The following is a 25,622-nucleotide window of genomic DNA, read 5'->3' on the forward strand; positions in this document are numbered from 1 at the left end:
TCAGAGGGTGGTCATGCCGCCGTCGACGCGGAACTCCGCGCCGGTGGCGAAGGCGGCGTCGTCGCTGGCGAGGAAGACCATGGCGCCCTCGACGTCGCGCGGGCTCCCGGCGCGGCCGAGCGGGATGCGCCCGACGATCGCGGCGCGCGACTCGGGGTCCTCGCTGATCGTCGTGACCAGGGTGGTCTCGGTGTAGCCGGGTACGACCACGTTGGCGCGGATGTTCTCGTGCGCGTAGGCGCCCGCGACGGCGCGCGCCATGCCGTGCATGCCGGCCTTGGAGGAGGAGTAGGCGGTGAACTCGTTGCCCTCGCCGTTGAGCGCGGTGGGCGAGCCCGTGAAGAGTATGGAGCCGCCGCGGCCGTGGGCCCGCAGGGCGCGCACGCCGTGCTTGACGGTGAGGAAGGTGCCGGTGAGGTTGACGTCGACCGTGCGCTGCCAGGTGGCGAGGTCGAGGTCCGCGATCTTCGCATCGTGGCCGAAGAGCTGCACGCCGGCGTTCGCGACGATCACGTCGAGCTGCCAGTCGGCCGCGGCGACGGCGGCGTAGGCGGCCTCGACGGCGGCCTCGTCGCTGATGTCGACCGTCGCGGCGAGAGCGTTCGGCCCCTGGGCGGCGGCCTGCGCCCCGGCGGCGTCACGGTCGGCGTAGACGACGCGGGCGCCCTCGGCGACGAAGCGATCGGCGATCGCGCGGCCGATCCCGGTCGCGGCTCCCGTCACCAGTGCGGTCTTGCCGTCGAGTCGTGCGTTCACGGGGTGCTCCTCGTCATCGAGATGGGGCCGGAATCGGTCAACCGGTTGCGATGGTACAAGCATGCGCCCCGAAGCGAGTGATGCGGTCCGGTGGCATCCGTCGATTGGTCAACCGGTTGACATGTCGGTGGTGGATGCTCACAATGGTCTGCGGCGCGGAACCCCCGCGACAACGTCGTCACACCGCTAGGAAGTCAACGTGGACAACCCCACTGCCACCGCGGCCGTCGAGAAGTCGGCCATCCGCAAGATCTCCATCAGGCTCGTGCCCTTCGTGGCCCTGATGTTCTTCATCAACTACCTCGACCGCACCGCCATCGGCTTCGCCGGTCCCAACGGCATGAGCGACGACCTCGGGCTGAGCGCCGCGCAGTTCGGCTTCGCCAGCGGCGTCTTCTTCATCGGCTACATCCTGCTCGAGGTGCCCAGCAACCTCGCGCTGCACAGGTTCGGGGCCCGCAAGTGGCTGTCGCGCATCATGGTCAGCTGGGGCATCGTCGCGCTGCTCTTCACCTGGGTCGGCAGCTTCGAGCACCTCGCGATCCTGCGCTTCATCCTCGGCGTCGCCGAGGCCGGCTTCTTCCCGGGCGCGATCCTCTTCCTGAGCCTCTGGGTGCCCGCGAAGCACCGCGGCAAGATCCTCGCCCTCTTCTACCTGGCGCAGCCGCTGACCAACGTCATCGGCGCCCCGCTCGCCGGCTGGCTGATGACGCACGACGGCATCTTCTTCGGCCTCGAGGGCTGGCGCTTCATGTTCTTCGGCGTCGCGCTGCCCGCGATCATCGTGGGCGTCATCGCCTGGTTCTACCTGGCCGACAAGCCCTCCGAGGCCAAGTGGCTGACGCAGGAGGAGCGCACCTGGCTCACCGGCGCCCTGCAGAAGGAGCGCACCGCCACCGAGGCCGTCAACACGAAGGCCCACGGCAAGGGCGGCCTCAAGGTCGCCTTCTCGAGCGGCCGCGTGTGGGTGCTCAGCGGCATCTACTTCGGCTTCATCTACGGCCTGTACGCGCTCGGCTTCTTCCTGCCGACGATCATCGGCGGCTTCGAGGCGCGCTTCGACGTGACCTACGACGTCTTCCAGCGCGGACTCATCACGGCGATCCCGTACATCCCGGCCGCCCTCGTGCTGTTCCTCTGGTCGCGCGACGCCAGCCGTCGCGGCCTCAAGACCTGGCACATCGCGCTGCCGGCCGTGCTCGGCGGCGTCAGCATCCCCCTGGCGCTCTTCGCCGACAGCCCGGAGCTCACGATCGCGATCATCGCCGTCACCGCCTCGGCCATCTTCGCGGCGCTGCCCAACTTCTGGACCCTGCCCACGCAGTTCCTGACGGGTGCCGCGGCCGCCGCCGGCGTCGCGCTGATCAACACCATCGGCAACCTGGCCGGCTTCGCCGCACCGTACGTCACCGGTGCGCTGAGCGACCTGACCGGTGGCACCTACACCGTGCCCATGTTCGTGGTCGGCGGCTTCATGCTGCTCTCCGCGGTGCTCATGATCGGGCTCTCGCGCCGCGGCCGGGTCAGCGCCTCGAACGTGCCGAGCGCCGACGAGATCGCCCACTGAACCCGAGGGCCGGCCGGACCCCACACGGCCGGCCCTCGCATCCCATTCCGACGGAGGAACCGCATGACGACCGCGAAGCTCGGCATCAGCACCTACGCCTACTTCTGGCAGCACTCAGATCTCGTCCCAGCACCGCTGGACGCCTTCGCGATGCTCGACGACGTGGCCCGTCTCGGCGCCGACGTCTTCCAGATCTGCGACTACGCGCCGATCGAGTCGTTCTCGGACGAGCAGCTGGACGCGCTGAAGGCGCGAGCGGATGCGCTCGGCGTCACGATCGAGCTCGGCACCCGCGGCGTCACCCCGGAGCACCTGGCGCGCTACCTGTCGCTGGCGGGCGCCCTCGGCGCCACCGTGGTGCGCTCGATGGTGAACACCGCGACCCACCGTCCGACGGAGGCGGAGGCGGAGGCGGAGGCGCTGCTGCGGCAGGCGCTGCCGGCTTACGAGGCCGCCGGCGTGGTCATCGCGCTCGAGACCTACGAGCAGGTGCCCACCTCGGTGAACCTCGCACTGGTGGAGCGGATCGACTCGCCGTCGCTCGGCATCTGCCTCGACCCGGGCAACACGGTCGCCGCGCTCGAGAGCCCGGCGGACGTGGTGGCGCGCTGCGCGCCGCGCACCCTCAACCTGCACGTCAAGGACTTCGCCTTCAGTCGTCGTGACGGCTGGGTGGGGTTCACCTTCGCCGGCACCCCGCTCGGCGAGGGCCTGCTCGACTACGACGCCATGCGCGCCGCGGTCGACCCCGCCGGGCGCGGGATCACCCAGGTGATCGAGCACTGGCTGCCCTGGCAGGGCGACCCCGAGACCACCGTGCAGCTGGAACGGCAATGGACCCAGCACAACCTCGAGTACCTCAGGAGCAAGAACTCATGACCGACACCACTGGAACCCTGACCGTCGCCGTCCTCGGCGCCGGCGGCAAGATGGGCATGCGCGTCTCGAACAACCTCGTCAAGAGCGATTTCGACGCCCTCTACGTCGAGAACTCGCCAGCCGGCCAGGAGCGCGTCCGCGAGGCGGGCCGCGAGCTCACCGACAGCGACACCGCCGTGGCGAGCGCGGACGTCGTCGTCCTCGCCGTGCCGGACGTCGTGCTCGGCAAGGTCAGCGAGACCGTCGTCCCGCAGATGAAGTCGGGCGCGATCCTGCTGACCCTCGACCCCGCCGCCGCCTACGCGAACCTGCTCTTCAAGCGCGACGACATCGAGTACGCGGTCGCCCACCCGGCGCACCCGTCGGTCTTCCTCGAGCGCCGCACCGACGAGGAGTACGCGGACACCTTCGGCGGCATCGCCGCCCCGCAGCACGCGATCGCCGCGCTCGAGTCGGAGAACGCCGACGCCAAGGCCAAGGCCGAGGCCGTCATCCGCACCATCTACGCGCCCGTCATCGAGGTGCACTGGGTCACCGTGTACCAGCTCGCCGTGCTCGAGCCGACCCTCGTCGAGACCATCGCCTGCATGATCGGCGCGCTGCTCAACGAGGCGCTCGAGGAGACCGTGAACACGGTCGGCGTGCCCCGTCCGGCGGCGGAGGCCATCCTGCACGGCCACGTGCAGATCGCGCTGACGAACTCGCTGCGCGGTTCGAACCCGTTCTCCGACGCCTGCCTCATCGCGATGGACTACGGCAAGGAGTCCATCGTGCGCGACGACTGGAAGAAGATCTTCGACCCGGCCGAGCTCGACGGCGTCCTCGCCAAGATGCTCCACCTGGACAAGCCGATCGAGCGCTGAACCCGCTCGTTCCTCGGAAGGCCGCGCACTCCCGGGTGCGCGGCCTTCCGCCGTTCCGACATGGTGCCGGGCCCGTGCCGAACTAGGATCGAGGGGTGACTGGAACCGACGCCCCGCTGCTCTCCCACCCCGACCGGAACCTGGCTCTCGAGCTGGTCCGCGCGACCGAGGCGGCGGCGATCCGCGCGGTGCCGTTCATCGGCCGCGGCGACAAGAACGCCGCCGACGGGGCTGCCGTCGACGCGATGCGCAAGTTCCTCGGAACGGTCGACTTCGACGGCGTCGTGGTGATCGGCGAGGGCGAGAAGGACAACGCTCCGATGCTCTTCAACGGTGAGCACGTCGGCACCGGCCGCGGCCCTGCCTGCGACATCGCGGTCGACCCGATCGACGGTACGTCGCTGACCGCATCCGGCCGTCGGAACGCGATCTCGATGATCGCCGCAGCCGATCGCGGCTCGATGCTCGACGCCTCGAGCGTCTTCTACATGCGCAAGCTCGTCGCCGGCCCCGAGGCCCACGGCGTGCTCGACATCCGCGCCTCGATCGGCGAGAACATCCGCGAGCTCGCGAAGAAGCTCGGCAAGGACGTCGCCGAGATCCAGGTCGCCGTGCTCGACCGCCCTCGGCACGAGGAGCTCATCGAGGAGATCCGCGCGGCCGGCGCCGGCACCCGCCTGCTCCTCGACGGCGACGTCGCCGGCGGCATCGACGCGGCGTCCATCGGCGGCACCTTCGACCTCTGCGTCGGCACCGGTGGCAGCCCGGAGGGTGTCGCCACGGCCTGCGCGATCAAGGCGCTCGGCGGCTTCATCCAGACCATGCTCGCACCGAAGGACGAGGCCGAGAAGGCCAAGGGGCTCGAGGCGGGCCTCAAGTTCGATCACGTCTACACGGCCGACGAGCTCGTGACGAGCGACAACACCTTCTTCGTCGCCACCGGCGTCACCGACGGCAACCTCGTCGGCGGCGTGCGCCGCAAGGGCGGCATCATCCGCACCGAGTCGATCGTGCTGCGCTCCCACTCGGGTACCACGCGGCGCGTCGTCGCCGATCACCTCGCCTCCAAGTGGCTCTGATCGGCTGAGGGCTTCTCTCGGCTGCGCTTGCATTGTTCGGTTTGCTTACTAGACTAACTAGTAAGAAGCTCGCCGAGCGAGCTATGCATCCGCGCAGTCCAGGAGGGGCACCCGATGACCGAGATCCCGACGATCGAGCGCCTCGACCGGACCGCCGCCATGGACGCGGACGCCGTCATCGCCTATGCGATGACCTCGGCCGGGGTCGAGGGCGTCATCGTCGAGGTGCGCGACGCCCGCGAGACGCTGCTGGCCCGCACGATCGTGCAGGGGGCTCCGTCGCGGGAGGCGGCAGCGGATGCGGTGATGCGGCGCTCCGCGATCGAGCGCTACGGCGACTACATGGTCGTGCCGGCGACCGGCAAGCGCAAGCTGCGCGCGGTCGTGGGCGTGCGACTCAGCGCCGGGACGTCCGTCCAGCTGCGCGACGCGCAGCCCCGCTCGCTCGCCGGCTGAGCGGGTCCGGCGCCGCTCGGCGGTTCCGGTTCCGCTGGGCGGTCGCAACGCTGCGGGGCGGTCCCAGCTGTGCCGAGCGTTCCCAGCACTGCTGAGCGGTCACGGTGGAGCCCGTCCCGATCACCGATCGGCGCTCACGCGTCCCGTGAGCTCGTGCGCGGTCACCTCGCGCGGCACGTCCTCGATGCTCGACGCGGGCGCGAGCACCGTGGCCTCGTCCAGTTCGCCGAGCTTGCGCGCCGACACCAGCACCCGGCTCTCGAGCGTGCCCACGAGACGGTTGTAGTCGCGTACCGAGGTGGTGATCGTGCGACCGAGCTTGTCCACGTGCTCGCCCAGGGTCGACAGGCGCGTGTAGAGCTCGCGGCTGAGGTCGAAGAGCGCCTTCGCGTCCTCGGTGAGCACGTCCTGCTGCCAGCTGAAGGCCACGGTCTTGAGCACTGACCACAGGGTGACGGGCGAGGCGAGGGCGACGCGCTTGCCGAAGGCGAACTCCATGATCGTGGGGTCGGCTTCGAGCGCCGAGGAGACCAGCGACTCGCTCGGGATGAACGCGATCACCATCTCGGGGCTCGCCGGCAGGCCGTCCAGTAGCGGCGGTCGCCGAGGGCGCTGACATGGTCGCGCACCGCCTTCACGTGCTGACGCAGCAGTGCGTCGCGACGGGCGAGCTCGGCGTCGCCGGCCGTCGCCGGGATCGCGCTCGCATCGAGGTAGGCGTTGAACGGCACCTTCGCGTCCACCGCGATGCTCTTGCCGCCCGGCAGCCGCACGATCATGTCCGGACGCCCGGTGCCGCTCTCGCTCGTGATGCTCGACTGCACGTCGAAGTCGACGCGCTGCAGCAGACCCGCGGCCTCCACCACGCTGCGCAGCTGGGTCTCGCCCCAGACGCCGCGCGTGCTGTTGTTGCGCAGCGCCGAGGCCAGCGAGTCCGCGGTGGCGCGCAGCCGCTCCTCCGACTCGGTGGCGCTGCGCAGCTGCTGACTGAGTTCGCCGTGCTGCATGCGCCGCTGGTGCTCGAGGTCGGTCACCTTCGACTGCATGTCGGCGAGGCTCTGCGCCACCGGCGCCAGCGCCTCCAGCACGCGGCTCTCGCCGCGCTCGCGCTGCTGCGCGGAGGCCTGCTCCGAGCGCTGGCGCTCCATCAGCTCGCGCACCTGCTGCTGCGATCCGCCGAGCTGGCGCTGCAGCCCCTCGGCGGTGGCGGTGGCGGCGGCGAGCTCGGCGGCGAGCTCGCCCTCTCGGCGGGTCCAGTGCATCCGCTCGTCCGTCCATCGTCGCTCGGCGGCGACGAGCGCGGCGTCCGCCGAGCCCGCCGGGCCGCCGCGGCGGATGAGCGCGAGCGCGGCGGCGCCGAGCGCGGCGCCGATCACGAGGCCGAGCAGCAGGGCGATGACGGGGTCCATGCCCGCAGTGTGGCAGGGGGCACCGACATCGCCGCGACGCCGGGGGACTTGACAACCGTGGACACCGTCTTGAGAATGTTCCCAGTCTGTTCGAATGTTGACAATCGAACTCGACGGCCCCACGCAGCGGTTCGGACCCCACCCGAACGCGAAGCATCAAAGGAGATACCTCGTGTCCAGCACGCAGATGACCGGTGCCCCGGTCGGAGGAACCGCGCACCGCAAGCGCGTGGCCATCGGCTCCGCCGTCGGCACCACCGTCGAGAACTACGACTTCATCGGCTACGGCACCGCCGCGGCCCTCTACTTCGGCGTCGCCTTCTTCGAGGCCACCGACCCGTTCACGGCCACGCTGCTGTCGTTCGCCACGCTCGGCGTCGGCTTCGCCGCGCGTCCGATCGGCGGCATCATCGGCGGCTACCTGGGCGACAAGATCGGCCGCAAGCCGGTGCTCATCTACTCGCTCATCCTCATGGGCGTCTCGACCTTCGCGATCGGCCTCCTGCCGACCTACGCGCAGGTGGGCATCCTCGCCCCGATCCTGCTTGTCACCGTGCGCATCATCCAGGGCCTGGCCTTCGGCGCGGAGTGGGGCGGCGCCATCCTCATGACCTTCGAGCACGCCCCGTGGCGCAAGAAGGGCCAGTACACCGCCATCCCGCAGGCCGGCTTCCCCCTCGGGCTCCTGCTCGCCAACCTCGCCTTCCTCGCCTCGGCCGCCCTGCCGGGGGACTGGGCGTGGCGCGTCCCGTTCCTCCTGAGCTCGGTGCTCATCGGCGCCGGTCTCTACATCCGTCTCAAGGTGGAGGAGAGCCCCGACTTCGAGCAGATCAAGGAGCAAGGCGAGATCGTCAAGAACCCGCTCATCGAGGTGCTCAGGACCGACTGGCGCAACCTCGTCCGCGCCGTGGGTCTGCGCATCGCCGAGACCGCCGGCTACGCCATCTCGATCACGTACGTCACCAGCTACCTCATCTCCGCCGAGCTGGCGGACCGTCCGACCACCATCCTCGCGATCGTCGTCGCGGCCCTCTTCGGCTTCCCGGCCACGCTCTTCTGGGGGTGGCTGACCGACCGGATCGGCCGCAAGCCGGTCTACCTGTTCGGCACCGGGTTCATGGTGCTGTTCGGCGTGCCGCTCTTCCTGCTGGTCAACACCGGCCTGGTGGGCGTGATCGTCGTCACCTTCGTGCTGTCGTTCGCCGTCGCGCAGAACTCGCTCGCCGGTACGCAGGGCTCCTGGTTCGCCGAGCTGTTCAGCGCGAAGACCCGCACCTCGGGCGCCTCGCTGGCCTACCAGTTCTCGGCGATCATCTCGGGCTTCACCGCCGCCATCGCGCTCGCCCTCTACGGCGCCTTCGGCTTCTGGGGCCCGGCGATCCTGTTCTCGGCGTACGGACTCATCGGCTTCATCGCCGCGCTGTCGACGAAGGAGACCTGGGGCGCCGAGCGGCGCGCCGAGGTCGCCCGCCTGGAGCGCGAGGCCGTCGAGGCCTGATCCGACCCCACGTCACGACGGCCGGCCCCCTCGGGGACCGGCCGTCGTGGCGTCCGCCCGCGCTGCCCGCCCCGCAGATCGGCGTGATTCAGTCGCTCCAGCATCCTGGAAGCGGCCGGATCGCGCCGATCTGCGAGGGATCGGCGGGCGCAGCCGAGCGGATGCAAGGGCTCGGGTGCCGGCGGGCCCGTGAACGAGCGGATGCGCCCGCGAGCCGACGCGTGAGGGTCAGGCGAGGCTCAGCCGAGCGCCATCGGCCGCGCGACCGCGGCGGCGGCCTCCGCCGCGGCACCGATCGAGCGGATGCGCAGGCTCGCGATCTGCGCCAGGTGTCGCACCGACTCGGCCTCGTGCCGCTTCGCCGCGTGCGAGACGATCGCAGCGCAGGCCGCCGCATCCTCGAGCGCGTCATGGTGCGTGAAGTCCTCGAAGCCGGCGGCCATCGCGGCCACGGGCAGCTTGTAGGAGTCGAGGTGGTAGGTCTTGCGGGCGAGCTGCAGGCTGCAGAGGTAGTCGTAGCTCGGGGTCTCGATCTCGCTCGCCATGCAGGCGGCGGTGATCACACCCATGTCGAAGCCCGCGTTGTGCGCGACGAGGACGTCGTCGCCCGCGAAGGCGACGAGGTCGGCCAGCTGGTCGCGCCACAGCAGCGCGTCGACGACGTCCTCGGCGCGGATGCCGTGGATCCGTGTGTTCCACGGGTTGAAGCCGTCGTGCCCGAACGGCGGACGGATCAACCACCCGGCCCGGTCGACGACCCGGCCGTCGCGCACCTTCACCATCCCGACGGAGCACGCGGAGGCGGCGGAGGCGTTGGCGGTCTCGAAGTCGATCGCGGTGAAGTCGATGGGCATGTCGTGGTCCATGGTCGCACGCCCCACCGACGCCGCCGACCACGCGGCGCGGCGCCCGGCGACTTCGCCCCCTCGCGAGCCCCCCGATCCCGAATGACGGAGAACGGAGCGGATGCCCCTGTGTCACCGCAGCGAGCTCCGCATTCCGCTCCGGACATCCGTCATTCGGGATCGCCGGCCGAGCGGGCGGGCGGCTCGTGAACCGGCCGGGCAGGGAAGCCGAGGTTGGGAGGAGCACCGGGCAGGGAAGCCGAGGTCGGGAGGAGCACCGGGCAGGGAAGGAGTAGCACCGGGCAGGGAAGCCGAGGTCGGGACGGGGCACGGGGCAGCGAACCCGGCCTCGGAGGCGAGCTACGTGCAGAGAGCGAGGAGCAGGACGCAGGGCACACCCCACGAACCCTGCGTCCTCTACCGCGCGATCACGTTCTCCAGCTCGCCACCCGTCGCGAACGCCTCGATGTTGCGCTGGACGAGCTCGGAGGCGCCCAGCGGACGTCCGCCCGCAGCGTGCGGCGTGATGATGAGGTTCGGCTCGCCCCAGAGCGGCGAGTCCGCCGGCAGCGGCTCCGGGTCGGTGACGTCGAGCGCCGCGCCGCGGATGGCGCCCGAGCGCAGCGCCGCGAGCAGCGCCACCTGGTCGATGGAGGTGCCGCGCCCGACGTTGACGACCCAGGAGCGGGTCGGCAGCGCGGCGAGCCGGTCGTGGTCCAGCGCGTGCTCGGTCGCGTCGCTGCCGGGCAGGATCATGACGAGCACATCGGTCTCGGGCAGCACCGCGTCGATGTCGTCGACGACCCGCACGTCGCCCTCCTGGCGAGCGGATCGCGCCACGCCGGTCACCGAGGCGCCGAGCGCAACGAGGTGCGGTGCCAGCTCGCGGGCGATGTTGCCGTAGCCCCAGATGGTCACGCGGGCGCCGCGCAGCGTGGTGGCCGCAGTCGGGTCCCACTCGGGCTGCGGCCCGCCGATCTCGAAGGCCCAGCGCGACTCCTGCTGGGCGCGCACGGCCAGGTGCACCCGGCGCAGGCCCGCGAGCACGAGGGCGAGGGCGTGCTCCGCGACGGGCTTGTCGTGCAACCCGCTGCCGCCGGTGACGGTCACGTCGGAGGGGGTCGCGTCCAGCACGGTGTTCGGGCCGGCGGCGAGCGACTGCACCCAGCGCAGGTCGGGCAGCGCCTCGACGAGGGCGGCCACCTGCTTGCCGCTCATCGCCCACTCGACGAAGCCCGCCGCATCCGCGTGCTCCGACGGCAGGGGAGCGGTCTTGTCGATGGCGACGACGTCGACCCCCTGGACGGGCTCGAGGTGCAGTTCGAAGTCGGAGGGGATGAGGATCTTCGTCACGCGGGGCTCCATTCGATCGGTGCGAGAAGCCTAGTGAGGCCCCCGGTAGACTCGCCTCCCGTGGCTCTCACTATCGGCATCGTCGGCCTGCCCAACGTCGGCAAGTCCACCCTCTTCAACGCGCTGACCCAGAACGACGTGCTCGCGGCGAACTACCCGTTCGCCACGATCGAGCCGAACGTCGGCGTGGTCGAGCTGCCGGACAGCCGCCTCGCCGAGCTCGCGAAGCTGCACGGCAGCGAGCGCCTCGTGCCCGCCACGGTCAGCTTCGTCGACATCGCCGGCATCGTCCGCGGCGCCAGCGAGGGTGAGGGCCTCGGCAACCAGTTCCTGGCCAACATCCGTGAAGCGGATGCGATCGCGCAGGTCGTGCGCGGCTTCGTCGACGCCGACGTGGTCCACGTCGACGGCGCCGTCGACCCGGCAAGCGACATGGCCACCATCAACACCGAGCTGATCCTGGCCGACCTGCAGACCCTCGAGAAGGCGGAGCCCCGCATCGAGAAGGAGGTCAAGGGCAAGAAGACCGACCCGGTCGTGCTCGAGACCCTCAAGGCCGCCCGCGCCGTGCTCGACGAGGGCACGCCGCTCTCGGCCGTGGACCTCGACCTCGCTCCCGTCAAGGAGCTCGGCCTGCTCACCTCGAAGCCCTTCATCTACGTCTTCAACGTCGACGAGTCGGTGCTGACCGATGAGGCCAGGCTCGCCGAGCTCGCCGCGCTGGTCGCCCCCGCCAAGGCGGTCTTCCTCGACGCCAAGATCGAGAGCGAGCTCATCGGCCTCGACCCCGAGGACGCAGCGGAGCTGCTCGAGTCGACCGGCCAGGCCCAGAGCGGCCTCGACCAGCTCGCGACCGTCGGCTTCGAGACCCTCGGACTGCAGACCTACCTCACCGCCGGACCGAAGGAGGTGCGCGCCTGGACCATCCCGGTCGGCGCGAAGGCCCCGCAGGCCGCCGGCGTGATCCACACCGACTTCGAGCGCGGCTTCATCAAGGCCGAGATCGTCTCCTACGACGACCTCATCGACGCCGGCACCATGGTCGAGGCCAAGAGCCGCGGCAAGGTGCGCATGGAGGGCAAGGAGTACGTCATGCAGGACGGCGACGTAGTGGAGTTCCGCTTCAACGTCTGACCGTTCCTCCCCAGGGAGTCGAGTTCACCGATCAGGCCCGCCCCTCCTCGCGTCGTCGGTAGTAGGGCGAGGCTGCTCCCATGGGCATCCGCTACTACGCATACGCATTCGACCCCCAGAACGCCGATCTCGCCGTCGCCGATCCGGACGGCTTCATCTCTGCCGATCCGCTCGCGGACGCCTGGGGCTTCCCGCATGGCGCCGAAAGCGCCTCGCCGACCTTCGAGCAGGCCGTCCCGCCGCGCGACATGCTCTACCTCGACAAAGCGTGGAGCGCGTTCCAATCGCTGACTCGGGCTGCGGAAGGGCACTCCGCCCGTCCTTCGTTCCGGATGTTCGAGGGCGCTGTCGTGCAGCATGCCTACGGCTGGGAGCGTTTCGTGCGAGCGCTCGTCCCCGAGGAGATGCCCGCCATCGCCGCAGACCTCGCCGACATGGACCAGGACTGGCTCGAGCGGCACCTCTGCGTGCCGCCGCAGCGGGACTCGGACGAGGAACTCGAGTACCTGACCGAGTTCCTGGGTCGAGCACGGAGATTCACCGCCTCGCTCGTCGAGGACGGACGCGGCATGGTCTACATGATCGGATGAGCTACGGTAGCCCGATCGGTATACCGCGGCGTAGCATCGTGGCATGGCGATGACGACGATCAAAGTGACGACCGAGCTGCGCGACCGCATCAACCGCGATGCGAGCGAGCGCGGCGTGACCGCGGCCGGCCTCATCGAGCAACTCCTCGACGCGCACGAGCGACGGCAGCGGATGGAGGCCTTCGGGAGGTCGTTCCGCACCGCCGACGCCTCCTACCGTGACGAGTTCGCGGCCTGGGACCTCTCGATGCCGACGACGGATGCCTGAACTGCGCAGGGGCTTCGTCGTCTGGGCGGATCTCGATCCGGTGCGGGGCCGGGAGCACGCGGGCCGACGACCCGCGCTGGTCATCGCGAGCGACCTCTTTCTCGAGCACGCCGACACCCTCGCGATCGTCGTCCCGGCGACGACGGCCGATCGAGGCTGGCCCAATCATGTCCCCCTCCGGGGTCCGACCGGGCTCGCCCATCCGACCTTCGCCATGACCGAGCAGCCGCGCACCGTCGCGCGAGAACGCCTCGCATCCGTCTCCGGCGCCGTCGACGCCGCCACGATGCACGAGGTCGACCGATGGCTGCGCGACTTCCTCGCACTGCCCTGACCCGGGCGTACCCTCCAATCACCCGGCCCGAGGAGCCCCAGCATGACCGCCACCCCCGTCGACTTCACGACCGTCTCCACCGTGGGCCTCGAGCGCTCCCCGCACGCCGACGCCCTCGCCGGCCTGCGCGCCAACGAGGCCCGCTACTTCTCGAACAGGTACGACGCCGTCTTCGCGACCAGCCCCGCGGATGAGGTGTCCGAACTGGTCGGCTACGTTGCACGCGTCCTGCGCGAGCGCGGCATCGTGATCGCGAGCCCGGCGCTCGAGGCGACCGAGCTGCTGGTCGACGGCATCCGCTGGACTCATGTCTTCTTCGAGTCCGGCCTCGCCGTCAACGTGCTCTACACGCTCGAGCCCGGCGGCAAGCGCGCGGTCGGCTTCAAGCTGTCGCAGGGCATGGAGGTGCCCGACGAGCTGGGCGCGTTCAAGTTCGCCCGCCAGAGATCGAAGCTGGCCGGCGAGATCCGAGGCTCCTACTTCGTGCTCCATGGGGAGTACTGACGGCGCTCGCCTCGGGGCGCAGCGGGCTACCGTCGCGAGCGCGCGGGCAGGTCGATCGGGCCGGTGACCGACAGCTGGTCCTCCCACAGCTCGACCCCGCGCACCTCGGGCAGCCGGTCCCTGGTGAAGACCGGGTCGAGTCCGGCGCGCCGCTGCTGCGTGTAGTCGCGCAACAGCTTGAACGCGACGCCCGAGAGCAGTCCGATCGCCACGAGGTTGACGAGCGCCATGAGCCCCATGGCGCCGTCGGCGAAGTTCCAGACGAGATCGGCGGAGACCACCGAGCCCAGGAGCACCGCGACGACCGTGAGCACGCGGTAGCCGGTGAGCACGCTGCGCCGCCCGGTGATGAACTCGATGTTCGACTGCCCGTAGTAGTAGTTGCCGAGGATGGAGCTGAAGGCCAGCAGGAAGACGATGACGCTCAGCAGTACGTTCGACCACTCGCCCAGCGCCCCGATGACCGCGTTCTGCGTGAGCGCGATGCCCTGCTCGGCACCCACCAGATCCGGCACCGAGACGAGCACGATGAACGCGGTGATCGAGCACACCAGGAACGTGTCGAAGTACACGCCCAGCGTCTGCACGAGGCCCTGCTTGACCGGGTGGGTGACCGCCGCGCTGGCCCCGGCGTTCGGTGCCGAGCCGAGTCCCGCCTCGTTGGAGAACATGCCGCGCTTCACGCCGGTCAAGATGATGTAGCCGAGCGCGGCACCGAGCACCTCGTTCGGTCCGAACGCCTGCGTGTAGATCGACGCGAACACCTCGGGCACCCGTTCGATGTTCATGCCGACGATCACCAGCCCGAGCAGCAGGTAGAGCAGGGCCATCAGCGGCACCAGGGTCTGGGTCACCGAGGCGATGCGGCGCACGCCGCCGAACACGACCAGGGCCGTGAGCAGGGCGAGCACGCCCCCGATCACCCACGGCAGCCACGCGCCTCCGCCGCCCTCGATGCCCCCGGCGATGGTCGCCTTGATCGTGTTGGCCTGCAGCGAGCTGAAGGCGATGGGGAAGCACACGATGAGGATGACGGCGAAGAGCACGCCCATCCAACGCGCGCCGAGACCCCGCTGCATGTAATACGCCGGGCCTCCGCGGAAGCCGTCGGCGTCGCGGGTCTTGTAGAGCTGGGCGAGCGACGACTCGATGAACGACGACGCGCCGCCGACGAAGGCCATGGTCCACATCCAGAACACGGCGCCCGGGCCGCCGAGCGCGATCGCCGTGCCCACGCCGGCGATGTTCCCGACGCCCACGCGCGAGGCGGCGGAGATGGTGAACGCCTGGAACGACGACACCGACTGGGCGCGTCCCTCGCCGTCCGTGGGCGTCCTGTCCCGCAGGACGCGGAACATCTCGGGCAGCAGTCGCAGCTGCACCACACCGGACCGCGCGGTGAAGTACACGCCGAGCAGCACCAGCACGGGCAGCACCGCCCAGGTCCACAGGTGATCGCCCCAGGTCAGCAGCCAAGCGTTCGCAGCGTCCATCGGGTCAGTATGCCCGGCCGGGTCGGAGCAGCACGACCTCGACGAGCGCTCGACAGCGTGAGATGCGGTGCTCCCGCGCCCCCGGTGCGATGATCATCGGGCGAAGGGGGCGGATGCGCGGCGTCACCACCGCATGGTCGGCCGACGGTCCCGACGGTCGTCGCGCCACCGGGCGCGCGCTGCTCGCGGGCCTCGGCGCGGAGGACGTCACCGCCCTCCGCCCGAGCTGCGGTGGGGCGCACGGACGGGTCTCCACCGCGAGCGGCCACGCGAGCGTCGCCCACGCCGACGGTGTGACCGTCGTGGCGTTCAGCCCGGACCGACCCGTCGGCGTCGATCTCGAACGAGCGGATGCGCGGACGCCCGGCGCGACCGTGCGACGCCGGACGCGGATCGAGGCCGTGCGCAAGGCCGACGGCTGCCGGCCCGGGATCGCAGCGGAGCGCATCCGCTTCACCGGTGACGGGCGCGCCGTGCTCGACGGCGTCGTCTACGATCTCGAGCCGATCCCCGTCGACGGGTTCATCGCGACGCTGGCGCGAGCGAGGGCGGTCCCGGCGACCACCGCCGTCGGGCCTCGCATCCTGCCGCATCCCCGCCGTCCTCGATGAGGGCCCGGGCCCTCGGAGGATCCGCTCCGTGGGAGGCTCGCCGCTGCGTCTCCGCCGAGCGCGGTCCGCCACGTCAGGGGCTCGTGCGAGGATCGACCAGCTCGGATGACGGATCGCGGCGAGGCAGGGAATAATCCGTCGAGCACGAGCGGTTACTTGAGCGTTGAACCATCAGGAGTGGCCATGAACGAGAACCTCCCTCCCGCGGCCGTCCGCACCAGCGTGCGGGTGCCGCTGCGCTTCGCCGACGGCTACGAGACCGTCGCGCAGGTCGTCACCTTCGCCGACCTCGTCGACGACCGGGAGCACCTGCTGCTCGGCCTCGGCGACTGGCAGGCTGCGCTGGAGCGCTCGGCCACCGGCGGCACCGCGCCGCTGGTGCGCCCGCATTCCGAGTGCCTCACCGGCGACGTCTTCGGCTCGCTGCGCTGCGACTGCGGCCCGCAGCTGCGCGAGGCCGTCGAGCGCATCGCCGAGACCGGCGGCTTCCTGCTGTACCTGCGACAGGAGGGCCGCGGCATCGGCCTCTACGCCAAGCTCGACGCCTACGCGCTGCAGGACTCCGGCCTCGACACGTACGAGGCCAACGTCGCGCTCGGCCGGGGCGAGGACGAGCGCGAGTACCGCGCGGCCGCGCAGATGCTGCTCGCGGTGGGCGCCCAGCGCATCCGCCTGCTCAGCAACAATCCCGACAAGGCGGCGCAGCTCGAGGGGTTCGGCGTCGCCGTGGCCGAGCGCGTGCCCACGGGCGTGCACCTGTCGAGCTCGAACCTGCACTACCTCGAGGCCAAGCGCGACCACACCGCGCACACCCTCGATCTCGAGCACCCCGCCGCGTCGTGACGTTCGGAGCGGCCGAGACCGCCGCGATGCGACGCGCCCTCGAGCTCGCCGCCGACCCGGCGGTGCCGCTCGGCCCGAACCCCCGCGTCGGCAGCGTGCTGCTCGCCGCCGACGGCTCGGTCGTCGCAGAGGGCTTCCACCGCGGCGCGGGCACCGCGCACGCCGAAGCGGATGCGCTGAGCCGCGCCGGCGAGGCCGCCCGCGGCACGACCGCCGTCGTCACGCTCGAACCGTGCAATCACACGGGGCGTACCGGCCCCTGCGCGCAGGCCCTCATCCGAGCGGGGGTCCGCCGCGTCGTCTTCGCGCAATCGGATCCGAACCCGCTCGCGAGCGGTGGCGCCGAGACGCTGCGGGCCGCGGGCATCGAGGTCGCGCAGGGTCTGCTCGCCGACGAGGCGCGCGCGCTCAATCGCGCATGGCTGCACGGCGTGGCCTCGGGCCGTCCGCTCGTCACGTGGAAGTTCGCCGGCTCGCTCGACGGGCGCAGCGCCGCCGCGGACGGTACGAGCCAGTGGATCACCAGCGCCGCGGCCCGCCGCGACACCCACCGGCTCCGCGCCGAGGCCGACGTGATGCTCGTCGGCACGGGCACCGTGCTCGCGGACGACCCGCGGCTCACCGTGCGCGGCGACGACGGCGAGACGATCGCCCGCCAGCCGCTGCGCGTCGTCATGGGGCAGCGAGCCGTGCCGACCGGCGCCCGGGTGCTCGATGACGCCGCGGAGACCCTCCTGCTGCGCACCCGCGAACCACGCGAGGCGCTCGCCGAGCTGTTCGAGCGCGGGCGCCGCCACGTGTTCCTCGAGGGCGGGCCGACGCTCGCCGCGGCCTTCCTGCGCGCCGGCGTCGTCGACGAGATCGTGGCCTACGTCGCTCCGGTCCTCCTCGGTGCCGGGCGCAATGCGGTCGGCGATCTCGGCATCACCGCGATCGATGGCGCCCTCCGCCCGACGGTGACGGATGCACGACTGGTCGAGGGCGTGGACGGCGAGCCCGCCAACGTGCGCTTCACCCTCGCGTTGTCCTCGTAGCGCAGCCGCCGCCGCGGATGACGCTGCGACGACCTCGAAACGGGGAAGCGGCTGGACGGCGCTTGAGGCATGTTCGCGAAGTAAATAGGGTCTCTAGCGATATCCGGAGCATCGCCGCGACCGTCCGAATCGGCCGTCGCGACCCGGAGGAAGGCGGATCGCCGTGTCCGACATCCCCACGCTGCGCAACCTGCCGCGTACCGTCGCGACCCGCGCGCACGCCGTCTCCGCGTACACCATCGACGATCGCCACGAGGTTGTGGTCGAGGTCTTCGACGAGCACGACACCGTGCTGGCCCGCTCGGTCATCGAGTCCGAGGCTGGTCGCGAGACCGTCGTCGACGCCCTGCTCGAGGACAGCTACCTCGACCGCTACAGCGGCTTCGCCATCGACCCGCTCGGCGGACGGCGTCGGCTGACCGCGCTCGCAGGCCTGCGCCTCTCCCTCGACCCGGACCCGTACCGGGGCACCCGACTCGCCGGCTGAGCCGGCGCCCGACGCGCAGGACTGAACCTCCGCGCGTCCGCCCTCCCGTCCAGTAGGGGTGCTGGCCGGGAGGGCATTCTCATCGGTGGGCCGATCGGATGCGCCGCTCGCTCCCAGGCGGACGGCACCGCATCGGAGGCTCCGGCTCCACGCGCTCGCTACCATGACGCGGATGACCAGCACCGAGTCCGCAGCGGATGCGCGCACCGCCGGGATCGCGGACGCCCCGCCACGCTCGCGCATCCCGCGCGGGGTCTCCGTCGAGTCCAGGGCGCTGCTCGTGGCCATCGGCTCGGTGGCCGTCGCAAGCGCCGCCGCCGCGGTGCTGTTCCTCGAGATGCGGGTGCCGCTCTCGGGCGGACTGGCCGCGGGCTTCCTCGACGAGGGCCTCTCCGTCGGCGTCACCGCCGCCGCGGCCGTCGCCGTGCTCGGCGTGCCCGCCTTCCTCAGCACCTACGTGAGCGCTCCGCGGCCGCGACGTCCCCGGCGGATCGGCCATCGCATCCGCTCGGTCGTCGACCTCGCCGCGCTCGTGCTCGTGCACATCGGCATCGCCGCGCTCGGTCTGCTCGGCAGCTTCGCGGTGCTGCAGGACGCCTTCCTGCGCCTCGCCCTCGACAGCTGGACCGCCGCCGGCATCGTCGGACTCGTCTCGGGCCTGGCCACGTACTTCATCGCGCTGAGCGGCGCTCGGGTGAGCACCACGTCGCTCTCCTCGCTGCTCGGCCTGTTCCTCATCGCCGGGGCGCTCAGCGCCATGCTCACCGCCAACGATCCGCTGTGGTGGGACAAGAACCTCAGCGCCCTCGGCGTCGGCATCACGGCCTCGGCGGTCATCTTCAACGCCACGCTCATCGTGGCCGGCCTCGTGGTCGTCGGCATCGCCGACCGCGTCGCCGTCGACCTCGCCGGCTGGCGGGGAGGCCCGGATCGCGGCGCAGCACCTCGCGACGGGTCCGCATCCTGCAGGTGGGCGTGCTGCTCATCGGCCTGCTGCTCGCCACCGTCGGGGCGGTCAGCGTGAACGCGAACATGCCGTTGCACAACACCGCGGCCAGCGGCATGGGCCTGGTCTTCGTCGTGCTCGCCTGCGGGCTGCCGGCGCTGCTGCCCGGCCTGCCCCGGCCGTTCCTGCTGCTCAACTACCTCATGGTCGCCGGCGTGCTCGGTTCGACCGTGCTCTTCCTCAGCGTCGGCTACTACAACTTCACCGGCTACGAGCTCGTCGCGACGGGGCTGGTGCTCGTCTGGCTCATCGTGTTCGTGCGCAACACGGCCGCCGTGCGCTCGGACCGGGCGCAGCGCTGAACGCCGCGAGGGCCGGCCCGCAACCCGCGGACCGGCCCTCGTCATGCGGCGATCAGTTGAGCTTCTCGGTGCCCTCCGGGATCGCGCCGCCGTCGTAGAGCGACACCGCGAGGTTCTTGAGGGCGGTCAGCGCCACGTTCTGCGTCCACGGGCCGTAGGAGATGCGGGCCACACCGAGCTCCTCGTACTCCTGCGCGGTGAGCGCGCCGGGCACGCCGATCACGTTGAGGCGCCCGGGCCCGAACGCCCCGACGAGCTGCTCGGCCGCCGCGCGGTCGATCGGACCCGGCACGAAGACGGTGCTGGCGCCGGCCTCCAGGTAGGCCGTGCCGCGCGCGATCGCGTCGTCGAGGATGACCTCGCGCGGCCGGTCGCCGCCGCGCACGAAGGCGTCGGTGCGCGCGTTGAGCTGGAACGGGATGCCCTCCGCCTCGCCGGCGCGCACGATCGCCTCGACCCGGGCGACGGCCTCGTCGAGGGGTCGCAGCCGGTCCTCGACGTTGGCGCCGACGACGCCCACGCCGATGGCCTTGCGCACGGTCTCACCCGGGTCGGCGTAGCCGTCGTCGAGGTCGGCGCTGACGGGCAGGTCGACGGCGGCGACGATGCGCGCGACGGCGGCGATCATCTCGTCCGCGGGGATCTCGCCGTCGGCGTAGCCGTGGCTCGCTGCGATCGAGTGACCCGCCGTGGCGAGGGCGCGGGTCTCCGGCAGGTCGGCGACCACCTTGGCGGTGATGGCGTCCCACACGTTGACGACGCGGAGGATGGTCGAGGAACGGTGCAGCTGCTCGAGGCTCGCCGCGTGGCTCTGAATGCTCATGCGATCACGCTAGAGCGGATGCGGTGGCCGCGGTGCGGACTCGCACCGGGGGCTCATCCGACGTCCGGCGAGTGGAGCGCCGGCGCTCAGCCGACCGGCCAGAATGCGATCGCCAGCGGGATGAGCGGTGCCGCCCAGATGGCTGTGGCGGCGAGCTTCCAGCCGTTGCCCGCCCTGCTGGCTCCCGCTCGCAGTCTCGCCGCCCGCAGGGCCGTGGTCTCGCTGTCGCCGCCGAGCTTGACGAGCGCGCTCGCGACGTTGCCGGCGCCGCTGTGCGCCGCCGCTCGGTCGTCGGCGATGAGCTCGACGACGAGGCTCGTCGCCTGGGCCATGCGCTCGGCGGCCGGCAGCATCGGCACGCAGCTCTGCGCGAGCCGGCCGATGGTCACCGCTGCGGAGTGCCGGTGCGCGAGATGGGTGTCCTCGTGCCAGAGCACCGCGCGCAGCTCCCGCTCGCTCAACCGGTCTCGCGCCTCGGTGCTCACGATGATGCCGCGCGGCGACTGCAGCGCCGCCACGATCGGCACCGGGAACTCGACGAGCCGCACGTACCAGCGCCCCATCGCCATGTGCCGCACCGAGCGGCCGAAGAAGACCGAGAAGCGGTCGGCGGCCTCGCGGGCCTCCTTCGCCAGCGCATCCGCCTGCCACCAGATGCGCACGCCGATGACGCCGAGGATCGCGAGCGCTCCCCAGGCGAGGATGGCGGCGGCGAGCGGATCGAGCCACCCGATCGCGCCGGGGTGCTCCACCTGGGCGAGCACGCCGTTGGCGATGAGGATGCCCAGGGCCAGCAGCAGTGCGAGCGCCGCAGTCAGCAGCGAGGAGTGCCAGGCGCTGAGCAGCAGCATCGGATGCTTGGAGGCCAGCTTGCCGCGCACGAGCACGATCGGCGCGAGGAGCGTCAGCATGATGCTGAGCTCCATGAGGAGCATGATCTTGAGGGCCATGGGGCCTCGGAGTCAGTCGGCCGCGTTACCGGCGATCGCGGCGCGCAGCAGGTCGCGGTCGGCGATCGAGAGCTCGCCGGCGAACTGCATCAGGGCGGCGGAGCGGTCGCTCGTCGAGGCGAGCGCGGTGGCCATGGCGCCGGCGACGCGGTGCTCGCGGCTGAGGGTGGGGGCGAAGAGCAGGCCGCGGCTCGACCCGCTCTCGCGGTCGACCCAGCCCTTCTCGCGCAGGCGCTCGAGCACGGTCAGCACGGTCGTGATCGCCGGCTGCGGCTCCTCCACGGACTCCTGGACCTCGCGCGCGGTGAGCGGGCGGCCCGCATCCCACAGCAGATCCATGACGGCGGATTCGAGTTCGCCGCGCTGGCGTGATCTGGGGGAGCGCATGCTCGGATTCTATCTCCTGTAGAAGCGTTCCTGCCGCCATGCAGCGTCATCGGGCGCCGCATGCCGACACGGTGCTCCGCCTGGGTGGGGGCCGACGATCGCGGAGGATCGCGCGTTTGTACCCCGTGGATGCGCGGTGCGCCGGTCCTCGGTGGCCGCCGTGGACGGATGGTCCGTCATCGCGCAGTTCGCGGACGTCGCGTCACGGCCCTGCGGCCCCGAAAGGAATGGCCGGTCATCGGCAGTTTCGGCAGTCCTCGAGGATCGAGTGCTCCTCGGGCGCGGGACTGCTTTTACCACAACGGGACCGCTGCCCGATCGATCACGCGGAGGCCTCCGCGCACGAATGGGGGACGGCCGGGAAGATGTAACACGGTTGTAATGTCCCCCGTTTGGCCCGGACTAGGAGCTCGCTTAGAGTGCCTCTGGTTCGGCGACACCCGACAGGCGTCGTGACCGGACACCCTTTGCGCAATGGAGGCATAGTGAAGAAGAAGGCAGGCATCGCTCTCGGCGTGCTGACCGCGGGGGCCCTGGCCCTCACCGGTTGCGCGCCCGACGGAGGCGGCAGCGGCGGCGGCACCGACACGGAGTTCGCCATCGCGTACAACGCGGACGGCGGCCACGCTGCCTGGGTCGACGCGGTCGTCAACTCGGTGGCCGGCACGCTCGACATCACCGCGATCGGCGAGCCCTACCCCGACTTCGCCGGCCTGCGCGAAGAGGTGACCGACCGCGTCATCGAGTCGGCCTTCCGCACCGGTTGGCAGGCCGACTACCCCGGCCTCTACAACTTCCTCGGCCCGCTCTACGCGACCGGCGCCGGCTCGAACGACGGCGACTACTCGAACCCGGAGTTCGATGACCTCATCGCCGCCGGTGCGGCCGAGACCGACCTCGACGCGGCCAACGAGCTCTACCAGCAGGCGCAGGAGGTCCTCCTCGCCGATCTGCCCGTCATCCCGCTCTGGTACTCGAACGTCGTCGGCGGCTACAGCGAGAACGTCGACAACGTCGAGTTCGACTGGCACTCCGTCGCGGTCTTCGATCAGATCACCAAGGCCGACGGCTCCGTCGTCACGGCCAACGGCTCCGAGCCGCAGAACCCGCTGATCCCGACCAACACCAACGAGGTCGGCGGCGGCAAGATCCTCGACGCCATCTTCGCGGGTCTCGTCAAGTACGACACCGACGGCAGCGCGGTCAACGACGTCGCCGAGTCGATCACCGTCGACTCGCCCACGCAGCTCACCGTCAAGCTCCGCCAGGGACTCACCTTCTCCAACGGCGAGGAGGTCACGTCCGACAACTTCATCAAGGCGTGGAACTACGGCGCGCTCGCCTCGAACCAGCAGCTCTCCAGCTACTTCTTCGAGGACATCGAGGGTTACAACGCCGAGGAGGACTCGGAGCTGACCGGTCTCGTCGAGGTCGACCCGTACACGTTCACGATCACGCTGAACAAGCCGGCCGCGGACTTCGCGCAGCGCCTCGGCTACTCGGCGTACTTCCCGCTGCCCGACGTCGCGTTCGACGACATGGCGGCCTTCGGTGAGAACCCGATCGGCAACGGCCCGTACAAGCTGGCCGCCGAGGGCGCCTGGCAGCACGACGTGCAGATCGACCTCTCGGTGAACGAGGCGTACGACGGTCCGCGCACCCCGCAGAACTCCGGTCTGCAGATCGTCTTCTACGCCGACCAGGTCGGCGCGTACAACGACCTGCTCGCGAACCAGCTCGATGTGCTGGACGCCATCCCGGACTCGGCTTTCGGCACCTACGAGGAGGAGCTCGGCGACCGCGCGGTCAACCAGCCGGCCGCGATCTTCCAGTCCTTCACCATCCCCGAGCGCCTCGAGCACTTCGAGGGCGAGGAGGGCATCCTGCGCCGTCAGGCGATCTCGATGGCGATCGACCGCCAGCAGATCACCGACGTCATCTTCCAGGGCACCCGCACCCCGGCCAGCGACTTCACCTCGCCGGTCATCGACGGCTGGACGGACTCGCTCGAGGGCGCCGAGGTTCTCGAGTACAACCCGGAGCGCGCAGCCGAGCTGTGGGCCGAGGCCAACGAGATCTCCCCCTGGGAGTGATCTCCGCGCAGTAACTGATCACGGGGCGGTGGCGGTCGACGCCACCGCCTCGTGACGTGTGCGGCGCCCACGCCGGCTCCATGCGACAGAATGGAGCCGGCGTTCACGCCGGTCCCCACACAGGCGTGCGCGACCCCCTCCTCGCGAACGTGAACCCACCCGAACCCCCTCGAAGGGAAGTGAGACCGATGGGGAGCTACATCCTCAGGCGAGTCCTGCAGGTGATCCCGGTGTTCTTCGGCGCCACCCTGCTGATCTATTTCATGGTCTTCGCCATGCCCGGCGACCCCATCGCCGCGCTGTTCGGCGACCGCGTGCCAAACCCCGCGCTGCTCGAGGCGCTGCGGGCGCAGTACCACCTCGACGAGCCGTTCGTGGTGCAGTACTTCTACTACATCATGGGCGTCTTCCAGCTCGATTTCGGTACCAGCTTCTCCGGGCAGCCGGTCATCGAGGTGCTGCAGCGGACGTTCCCGGTCACGCTGCGCCTGGCGGTCATGGCGATCGCGCTCTCCTTCCTGCTGGCCATCGTCATCGGCCTGTTCTCCGCGATCTTCAAGGGCAAGCTCTTCGATCAGGTCTCGCTGATCGTCTCGTTGATCTTCGTCTCCGTGCCGGTGTTCGTGATCTGCTTCCTCGCGCAGTACACGTTCGGCGTGCAGCTCGGCTGGTTCAGCCCGACGGTCGGTGCCGACAACGGCTGGCTCGGTCTCACGCTGCCGGCCATCACCCTCGGCGTCGGCATCTATGCGACGAGCATGCGGCTCACCCGCTCGTCGACGATCGAGACCCTCGGCCAGGACTGGGTGCGCACGGCGTACTCGAAGGGGCTCTCCCGCGGGCGCGTCGTCCCCGTGCACGTGCTGCGCAACTCCCTCATCCCGATGGTCACCGACACCGCGACGACCTTCGGCATCCTCATGGTCGGCGCGACCGTCACCGAAGGCATCTTCAACGTGCCCGGTGTCGGCAACACGCTCTACCAGGCGATCCTGCGCCACGAGGCGCCTACCGTCGTCTCCTTCGTCACGGTCTTCGTGATCGCGTACGTCTTCGTGAACCTGCTCGTCGACCTGCTCTACGGTCTGCTCGACCCGAGGATCCGCTATGTCAAGTAACAACCCGACCCCGCAGCACTACGTCGCGCCGGTCAAGAACGCCTCGGTCACCGTCGATGCCGTGCGCATCGACGAGAAGCCGAGCAACCTCTGGCTCGACGCCTGGCGCGATCTGCGCCGGCGCCCGACCTTCTGGGTCTCGCTCGCCTTCGTCGCGGTGCTGATCTTCGTCGCGGCGTTCCCGTGGCTGCTGACGCAGATGAATCCGATCCGCGACTGCAACCTCGCCTTCAGCAACCAGGGTCCCGAGGCCGGCAGCCCGCTCGGCTTCACCCGGCAGGGCTGCGACGTCTGGTCGCGCATCGCCTGGGGCACCCGCACCTCGCTGATCGTCGGCCTGCTCGCAACCCTCATCGGCACGCTGATCGGCGTGATCATGGGCTCGCTCGCGGCCTTCTACGGGGGCTGGCTCGACTCGCTGCTCTCGCGCGTCGGCGACATCTTCTTCACGATCCCCTACATCATCGCCGCCATCGTCGTCATGACCGTGCTGAGCGACTATCGCAGCGAGCTCACCCTCGCCTTCGCGATCGGCGGGTTCTCGTGGGCCGGCACGGCTCGCATCGTGCGCGCCGAGGTGCTGCGCGTCAAGCAGTCCGACTACGTGATGGCCTCCATCGCGCTCGGCCTCTCGCGTTTCAAGACCCTGGTCGTGCACGTGCTGCCCAACGCCATGGCGCCGGTGATCGTCGTCGCGACCATCGGTCTCGGCACCGCGATCGTCGCCGAGGCGACGCTCTCGTTCCTCGGCGTCGGGCTCGGATTCACGACCATGTCGTGGGGCAACGAGATCAGCCAGGCGCAGACGACGATCCGCACCGCGCCCTGGACGCTCATCTACCCCTCGATCGCGCTCACCCTCACGGTGCTCGCGTTCATCACCCTGGGCGAGCTCCTCCGCGACGCCCTCGACCCGAAGGCGCGGGCCCAGCGTTGAGCG

Annotated in this window: 29 protein-coding genes; 20 read left to right on the forward strand and 9 right to left on the reverse strand. The window is 70.6% G+C overall.

All coding sequences use genetic code 11. The annotated features are described in order from the left end of the window. Positions 1-756, reverse strand: a complete 756-nt coding sequence (locus QQK26_RS14635) for an SDR family NAD(P)-dependent oxidoreductase (RefSeq protein WP_284234065.1) — start codon at positions 754-756, stop codon at positions 1-3. Between the two features lie 283 nt (positions 757-1,039). Here QQK26_RS14635 and QQK26_RS14640 point away from each other — a divergent pair, with 283 nt between their 5' ends. The 5 genes from QQK26_RS14640 (at position 1,040) to QQK26_RS14660 (ending at position 5,600) form a co-directional block, all read left to right on the forward strand. Further along, on the forward strand, positions 1,040-2,323 hold the full coding sequence (locus tag QQK26_RS14640; protein WP_284235368.1) for an MFS transporter: 1,284 nt from the start codon (positions 1,040-1,042) through the stop codon (positions 2,321-2,323). A 63-nt stretch (positions 2,324-2,386) separates the two neighbouring features. Then, a complete protein-coding gene (locus QQK26_RS14645; protein WP_284234067.1) occupies positions 2,387-3,202 on the forward strand; it encodes a sugar phosphate isomerase/epimerase family protein in 816 nt (271 codons plus the stop codon). Next, positions 3,199-4,065: a phosphogluconate dehydrogenase C-terminal domain-containing protein gene (locus tag QQK26_RS14650; RefSeq protein WP_284234069.1), complete on the forward strand. Its 867-nt coding sequence runs from the start codon at positions 3,199-3,201 to the stop codon at positions 4,063-4,065. Before QQK26_RS14645 ends, QQK26_RS14650 begins: the two co-directional genes overlap by 4 nt. 95 nt (positions 4,066-4,160) lie before the next feature. Continuing rightward, positions 4,161-5,144, forward strand: a complete 984-nt coding sequence (gene glpX, locus QQK26_RS14655) for a class II fructose-bisphosphatase (RefSeq protein WP_284234071.1) — start codon at positions 4,161-4,163, stop codon at positions 5,142-5,144. A gap of 114 nt (positions 5,145-5,258) precedes the next feature. Then, the gene (locus QQK26_RS14660) at positions 5,259-5,600 is read left to right on the forward strand and encodes a hypothetical protein (RefSeq protein WP_284234073.1); all 342 of its coding nucleotides are present in this window, start codon (positions 5,259-5,261) and stop codon (positions 5,598-5,600) included. Positions 5,601-5,720: 120 nt separating this feature from the next. On the opposite strand, the gene rmuC is transcribed toward QQK26_RS14660, so the two are convergent. Beyond that, positions 5,721-6,164, reverse strand: coding sequence for a DNA recombination protein RmuC (gene rmuC, locus QQK26_RS14665; RefSeq protein ID WP_284234075.1), 444 nt, complete (start codon positions 6,162-6,164; stop codon positions 5,721-5,723). Beyond that, positions 6,158-7,009: a DNA recombination protein RmuC gene (locus QQK26_RS14670; RefSeq protein WP_284234076.1), complete on the reverse strand. Its 852-nt coding sequence runs from the start codon at positions 7,007-7,009 to the stop codon at positions 6,158-6,160. Before QQK26_RS14670 ends, rmuC begins: the two co-directional genes overlap by 7 nt. Before the next feature lie 187 nt (positions 7,010-7,196). Here QQK26_RS14670 and QQK26_RS14675 point away from each other — a divergent pair, with 187 nt between their 5' ends. Continuing rightward, positions 7,197-8,507: an MFS transporter gene (locus QQK26_RS14675; protein WP_431308041.1), complete on the forward strand. Its 1,311-nt coding sequence runs from the start codon at positions 7,197-7,199 to the stop codon at positions 8,505-8,507. A gap of 239 nt (positions 8,508-8,746) precedes the next feature. Here the strand turns inward: QQK26_RS14675 and QQK26_RS14680 are convergent, their stop codons facing one another. Together QQK26_RS14680 and QQK26_RS14685 are read right to left on the reverse strand one after the other, a co-directional pair. After that, positions 8,747-9,361 carry an exonuclease domain-containing protein gene (locus QQK26_RS14680; RefSeq protein WP_284234080.1) on the reverse strand — a complete coding sequence of 205 codons (615 nt, stop codon included), beginning with the start codon at positions 9,359-9,361 and terminating at the stop codon, positions 8,747-8,749. A 408-nt stretch (positions 9,362-9,769) separates the two neighbouring features. Further along, entirely contained in the window at positions 9,770-10,705 is a 936-nt protein-coding gene (locus QQK26_RS14685; protein WP_284234082.1) for an NAD(P)-dependent oxidoreductase, read from the reverse strand. A gap of 60 nt (positions 10,706-10,765) precedes the next feature. On the opposite strand from QQK26_RS14685, the gene ychF reads away from it, so the two are divergent. From ychF to QQK26_RS14710, 5 genes are all read left to right on the forward strand, one after another. Further along, on the forward strand, positions 10,766-11,839 hold the full coding sequence (gene ychF, locus QQK26_RS14690; RefSeq protein ID WP_284234085.1) for a redox-regulated ATPase YchF: 1,074 nt from the start codon (positions 10,766-10,768) through the stop codon (positions 11,837-11,839). 80 nt (positions 11,840-11,919) lie between these two features. Next, positions 11,920-12,429, forward strand: a complete 510-nt coding sequence (locus tag QQK26_RS14695; protein WP_284234088.1) for a DUF1877 family protein — start codon at positions 11,920-11,922, stop codon at positions 12,427-12,429. 43 nt (positions 12,430-12,472) lie between these two features. Continuing rightward, the gene (locus QQK26_RS14700) at positions 12,473-12,697 is read left to right on the forward strand and encodes a ribbon-helix-helix protein (protein ID WP_284234090.1); all 225 of its coding nucleotides are present in this window, start codon (positions 12,473-12,475) and stop codon (positions 12,695-12,697) included. Next, complete coding sequence (locus QQK26_RS14705; protein WP_284234092.1) at positions 12,690-13,031, forward strand: type II toxin-antitoxin system PemK/MazF family toxin; 342 nt, start codon at positions 12,690-12,692, stop codon at positions 13,029-13,031. The genes QQK26_RS14700 and QQK26_RS14705 overlap by 8 nt, the downstream gene beginning before the upstream one ends. 42 nt (positions 13,032-13,073) lie before the next feature. Beyond that, positions 13,074-13,535, forward strand: a complete 462-nt coding sequence (locus tag QQK26_RS14710; RefSeq protein WP_284234094.1) for a DUF8821 family protein — start codon at positions 13,074-13,076, stop codon at positions 13,533-13,535. Between the two features lie 26 nt (positions 13,536-13,561). Here QQK26_RS14710 and QQK26_RS14715 read toward each other — a convergent pair whose 3' ends face one another. After that, entirely contained in the window at positions 13,562-15,028 is a 1,467-nt protein-coding gene (locus QQK26_RS14715; RefSeq protein WP_284234096.1) for an alanine/glycine:cation symporter family protein, read from the reverse strand. A 113-nt stretch (positions 15,029-15,141) separates the two neighbouring features. Between QQK26_RS14715 and QQK26_RS14720 the strand changes: the two genes are divergently transcribed. From QQK26_RS14720 to QQK26_RS14745, 6 genes are all read left to right on the forward strand, one after another. Further along, a complete protein-coding gene (locus QQK26_RS14720) occupies positions 15,142-15,639 on the forward strand; it encodes a 4'-phosphopantetheinyl transferase family protein (RefSeq protein ID WP_284234098.1) in 498 nt (165 codons plus the stop codon). 183 nt (positions 15,640-15,822) lie between these two features. Continuing rightward, positions 15,823-16,482, forward strand: a complete 660-nt coding sequence (locus QQK26_RS14725; protein ID WP_284234100.1) for a GTP cyclohydrolase II — start codon at positions 15,823-15,825, stop codon at positions 16,480-16,482. 26 nt (positions 16,483-16,508) lie between these two features. Continuing rightward, a complete protein-coding gene (ribD, locus tag QQK26_RS14730; RefSeq protein WP_284235370.1) occupies positions 16,509-17,516 on the forward strand; it encodes a bifunctional diaminohydroxyphosphoribosylaminopyrimidine deaminase/5-amino-6-(5-phosphoribosylamino)uracil reductase RibD in 1,008 nt (335 codons plus the stop codon). Positions 17,517-17,679: 163 nt separating this feature from the next. After that, on the forward strand, positions 17,680-18,003 hold the full coding sequence (locus tag QQK26_RS14735) for a hypothetical protein (protein WP_284234102.1): 324 nt from the start codon (positions 17,680-17,682) through the stop codon (positions 18,001-18,003). A gap of 172 nt (positions 18,004-18,175) precedes the next feature. After that, a complete protein-coding gene (locus tag QQK26_RS14740; RefSeq protein ID WP_284234104.1) occupies positions 18,176-19,027 on the forward strand; it encodes a hypothetical protein in 852 nt (283 codons plus the stop codon). Then, positions 18,979-19,311: a hypothetical protein gene (locus QQK26_RS14745; protein ID WP_284234109.1), complete on the forward strand. Its 333-nt coding sequence runs from the start codon at positions 18,979-18,981 to the stop codon at positions 19,309-19,311. The genes QQK26_RS14740 and QQK26_RS14745 overlap by 49 nt, the downstream gene beginning before the upstream one ends. Before the next feature lie 52 nt (positions 19,312-19,363). Here QQK26_RS14745 and QQK26_RS14750 read toward each other — a convergent pair whose 3' ends face one another. The 3 genes from QQK26_RS14750 to QQK26_RS14760 form a co-directional block, all read right to left on the reverse strand. Next, on the reverse strand, positions 19,364-20,134 hold the full coding sequence (locus tag QQK26_RS14750) for an isocitrate lyase/PEP mutase family protein (protein ID WP_284234112.1): 771 nt from the start codon (positions 20,132-20,134) through the stop codon (positions 19,364-19,366). 86 nt (positions 20,135-20,220) lie between these two features. Further along, a complete protein-coding gene (locus QQK26_RS14755; protein ID WP_284234114.1) occupies positions 20,221-21,084 on the reverse strand; it encodes a M56 family metallopeptidase in 864 nt (287 codons plus the stop codon). Positions 21,085-21,096: 12 nt separating this feature from the next. Next, positions 21,097-21,471, reverse strand: a complete 375-nt coding sequence (locus QQK26_RS14760) for a BlaI/MecI/CopY family transcriptional regulator (protein WP_284234116.1) — start codon at positions 21,469-21,471, stop codon at positions 21,097-21,099. Positions 21,472-21,956: 485 nt separating this feature from the next. On the opposite strand from QQK26_RS14760, the gene QQK26_RS14765 reads away from it, so the two are divergent. From QQK26_RS14765 to QQK26_RS14775, 3 genes are all read left to right on the forward strand, one after another. Continuing rightward, entirely contained in the window at positions 21,957-23,564 is a 1,608-nt protein-coding gene (locus QQK26_RS14765) for an ABC transporter substrate-binding protein (protein ID WP_284234118.1), read from the forward strand. A 188-nt stretch (positions 23,565-23,752) separates the two neighbouring features. Beyond that, positions 23,753-24,682, forward strand: a complete 930-nt coding sequence (locus QQK26_RS14770; protein ID WP_284234120.1) for an ABC transporter permease — start codon at positions 23,753-23,755, stop codon at positions 24,680-24,682. Continuing rightward, complete coding sequence (locus tag QQK26_RS14775) at positions 24,672-25,619, forward strand: ABC transporter permease (protein ID WP_284234122.1); 948 nt, start codon at positions 24,672-24,674, stop codon at positions 25,617-25,619. Before QQK26_RS14770 ends, QQK26_RS14775 begins: the two co-directional genes overlap by 11 nt. The last annotated feature ends 3 nt before the right edge of the window (positions 25,620-25,622 follow it).

The organism is Arenivirga flava (genome assembly GCF_030161575.1).
In the GTDB taxonomy this organism is placed as follows: domain Bacteria; phylum Actinomycetota; class Actinomycetes; order Actinomycetales; family Microbacteriaceae; genus Arenivirga; species Arenivirga flava.

Bases quoted from the DNA above. Each gene is read 5' to 3' on its own strand.
- QQK26_RS14640 (WP_284235368.1), top strand. From the start codon at position 1,040: ATGTTCTTCATCAACTACCTCGACCGCACCGCCATCGGCTTCGCCGGT.
- QQK26_RS14645 (WP_284234067.1), top strand. From the start codon at position 2,387: ATGACGACCGCGAAGCTCGGCATCAGCACCTACGCCTACTTCTGGCAG.
- QQK26_RS14650 (WP_284234069.1), top strand. From the start codon at position 3,199: ATGACCGACACCACTGGAACCCTGACCGTCGCCGTCCTCGGCGCCGGC.
- QQK26_RS14660 (WP_284234073.1), top strand. From the start codon at position 5,259: ATGACCGAGATCCCGACGATCGAGCGCCTCGACCGGACCGCCGCCATG.
- rmuC (WP_284234075.1), bottom strand. From the start codon at position 6,164: ATGGTGATCGCGTTCATCCCGAGCGAGTCGCTGGTCTCCTCGGCGCTC.
- QQK26_RS14670 (WP_284234076.1), bottom strand. From the start codon at position 7,009: ATGGACCCCGTCATCGCCCTGCTGCTCGGCCTCGTGATCGGCGCCGCG.
- QQK26_RS14675 (WP_431308041.1), top strand. From the start codon at position 7,197: ATGACCGGTGCCCCGGTCGGAGGAACCGCGCACCGCAAGCGCGTGGCC.
- QQK26_RS14680 (WP_284234080.1), bottom strand. From the start codon at position 9,361: ATGCCCATCGACTTCACCGCGATCGACTTCGAGACCGCCAACGCCTCC.
- QQK26_RS14695 (WP_284234088.1), top strand. From the start codon at position 11,920: ATGGGCATCCGCTACTACGCATACGCATTCGACCCCCAGAACGCCGAT.
- QQK26_RS14700 (WP_284234090.1), top strand. From the start codon at position 12,473: ATGGCGATGACGACGATCAAAGTGACGACCGAGCTGCGCGACCGCATC.
- QQK26_RS14705 (WP_284234092.1), top strand. From the start codon at position 12,690: ATGCCTGAACTGCGCAGGGGCTTCGTCGTCTGGGCGGATCTCGATCCG.
- QQK26_RS14710 (WP_284234094.1), top strand. From the start codon at position 13,074: ATGACCGCCACCCCCGTCGACTTCACGACCGTCTCCACCGTGGGCCTC.
- QQK26_RS14715 (WP_284234096.1), bottom strand. From the start codon at position 15,028: ATGGACGCTGCGAACGCTTGGCTGCTGACCTGGGGCGATCACCTGTGG.
- QQK26_RS14720 (WP_284234098.1), top strand. From the start codon at position 15,142: ATGCGCGGCGTCACCACCGCATGGTCGGCCGACGGTCCCGACGGTCGT.
- QQK26_RS14725 (WP_284234100.1), top strand. From the start codon at position 15,823: ATGAACGAGAACCTCCCTCCCGCGGCCGTCCGCACCAGCGTGCGGGTG.
- ribD (WP_284235370.1), top strand. From the start codon at position 16,509: ATGCGACGCGCCCTCGAGCTCGCCGCCGACCCGGCGGTGCCGCTCGGC.
- QQK26_RS14740 (WP_284234104.1), top strand. From the start codon at position 18,176: ATGACCAGCACCGAGTCCGCAGCGGATGCGCGCACCGCCGGGATCGCG.
- QQK26_RS14750 (WP_284234112.1), bottom strand. From the start codon at position 20,134: ATGAGCATTCAGAGCCACGCGGCGAGCCTCGAGCAGCTGCACCGTTCC.
- QQK26_RS14755 (WP_284234114.1), bottom strand. From the start codon at position 21,084: ATGGCCCTCAAGATCATGCTCCTCATGGAGCTCAGCATCATGCTGACG.
- QQK26_RS14760 (WP_284234116.1), bottom strand. From the start codon at position 21,471: ATGCGCTCCCCCAGATCACGCCAGCGCGGCGAACTCGAATCCGCCGTC.
- QQK26_RS14770 (WP_284234120.1), top strand. From the start codon at position 23,753: ATGGGGAGCTACATCCTCAGGCGAGTCCTGCAGGTGATCCCGGTGTTC.
- QQK26_RS14775 (WP_284234122.1), top strand. From the start codon at position 24,672: ATGTCAAGTAACAACCCGACCCCGCAGCACTACGTCGCGCCGGTCAAG.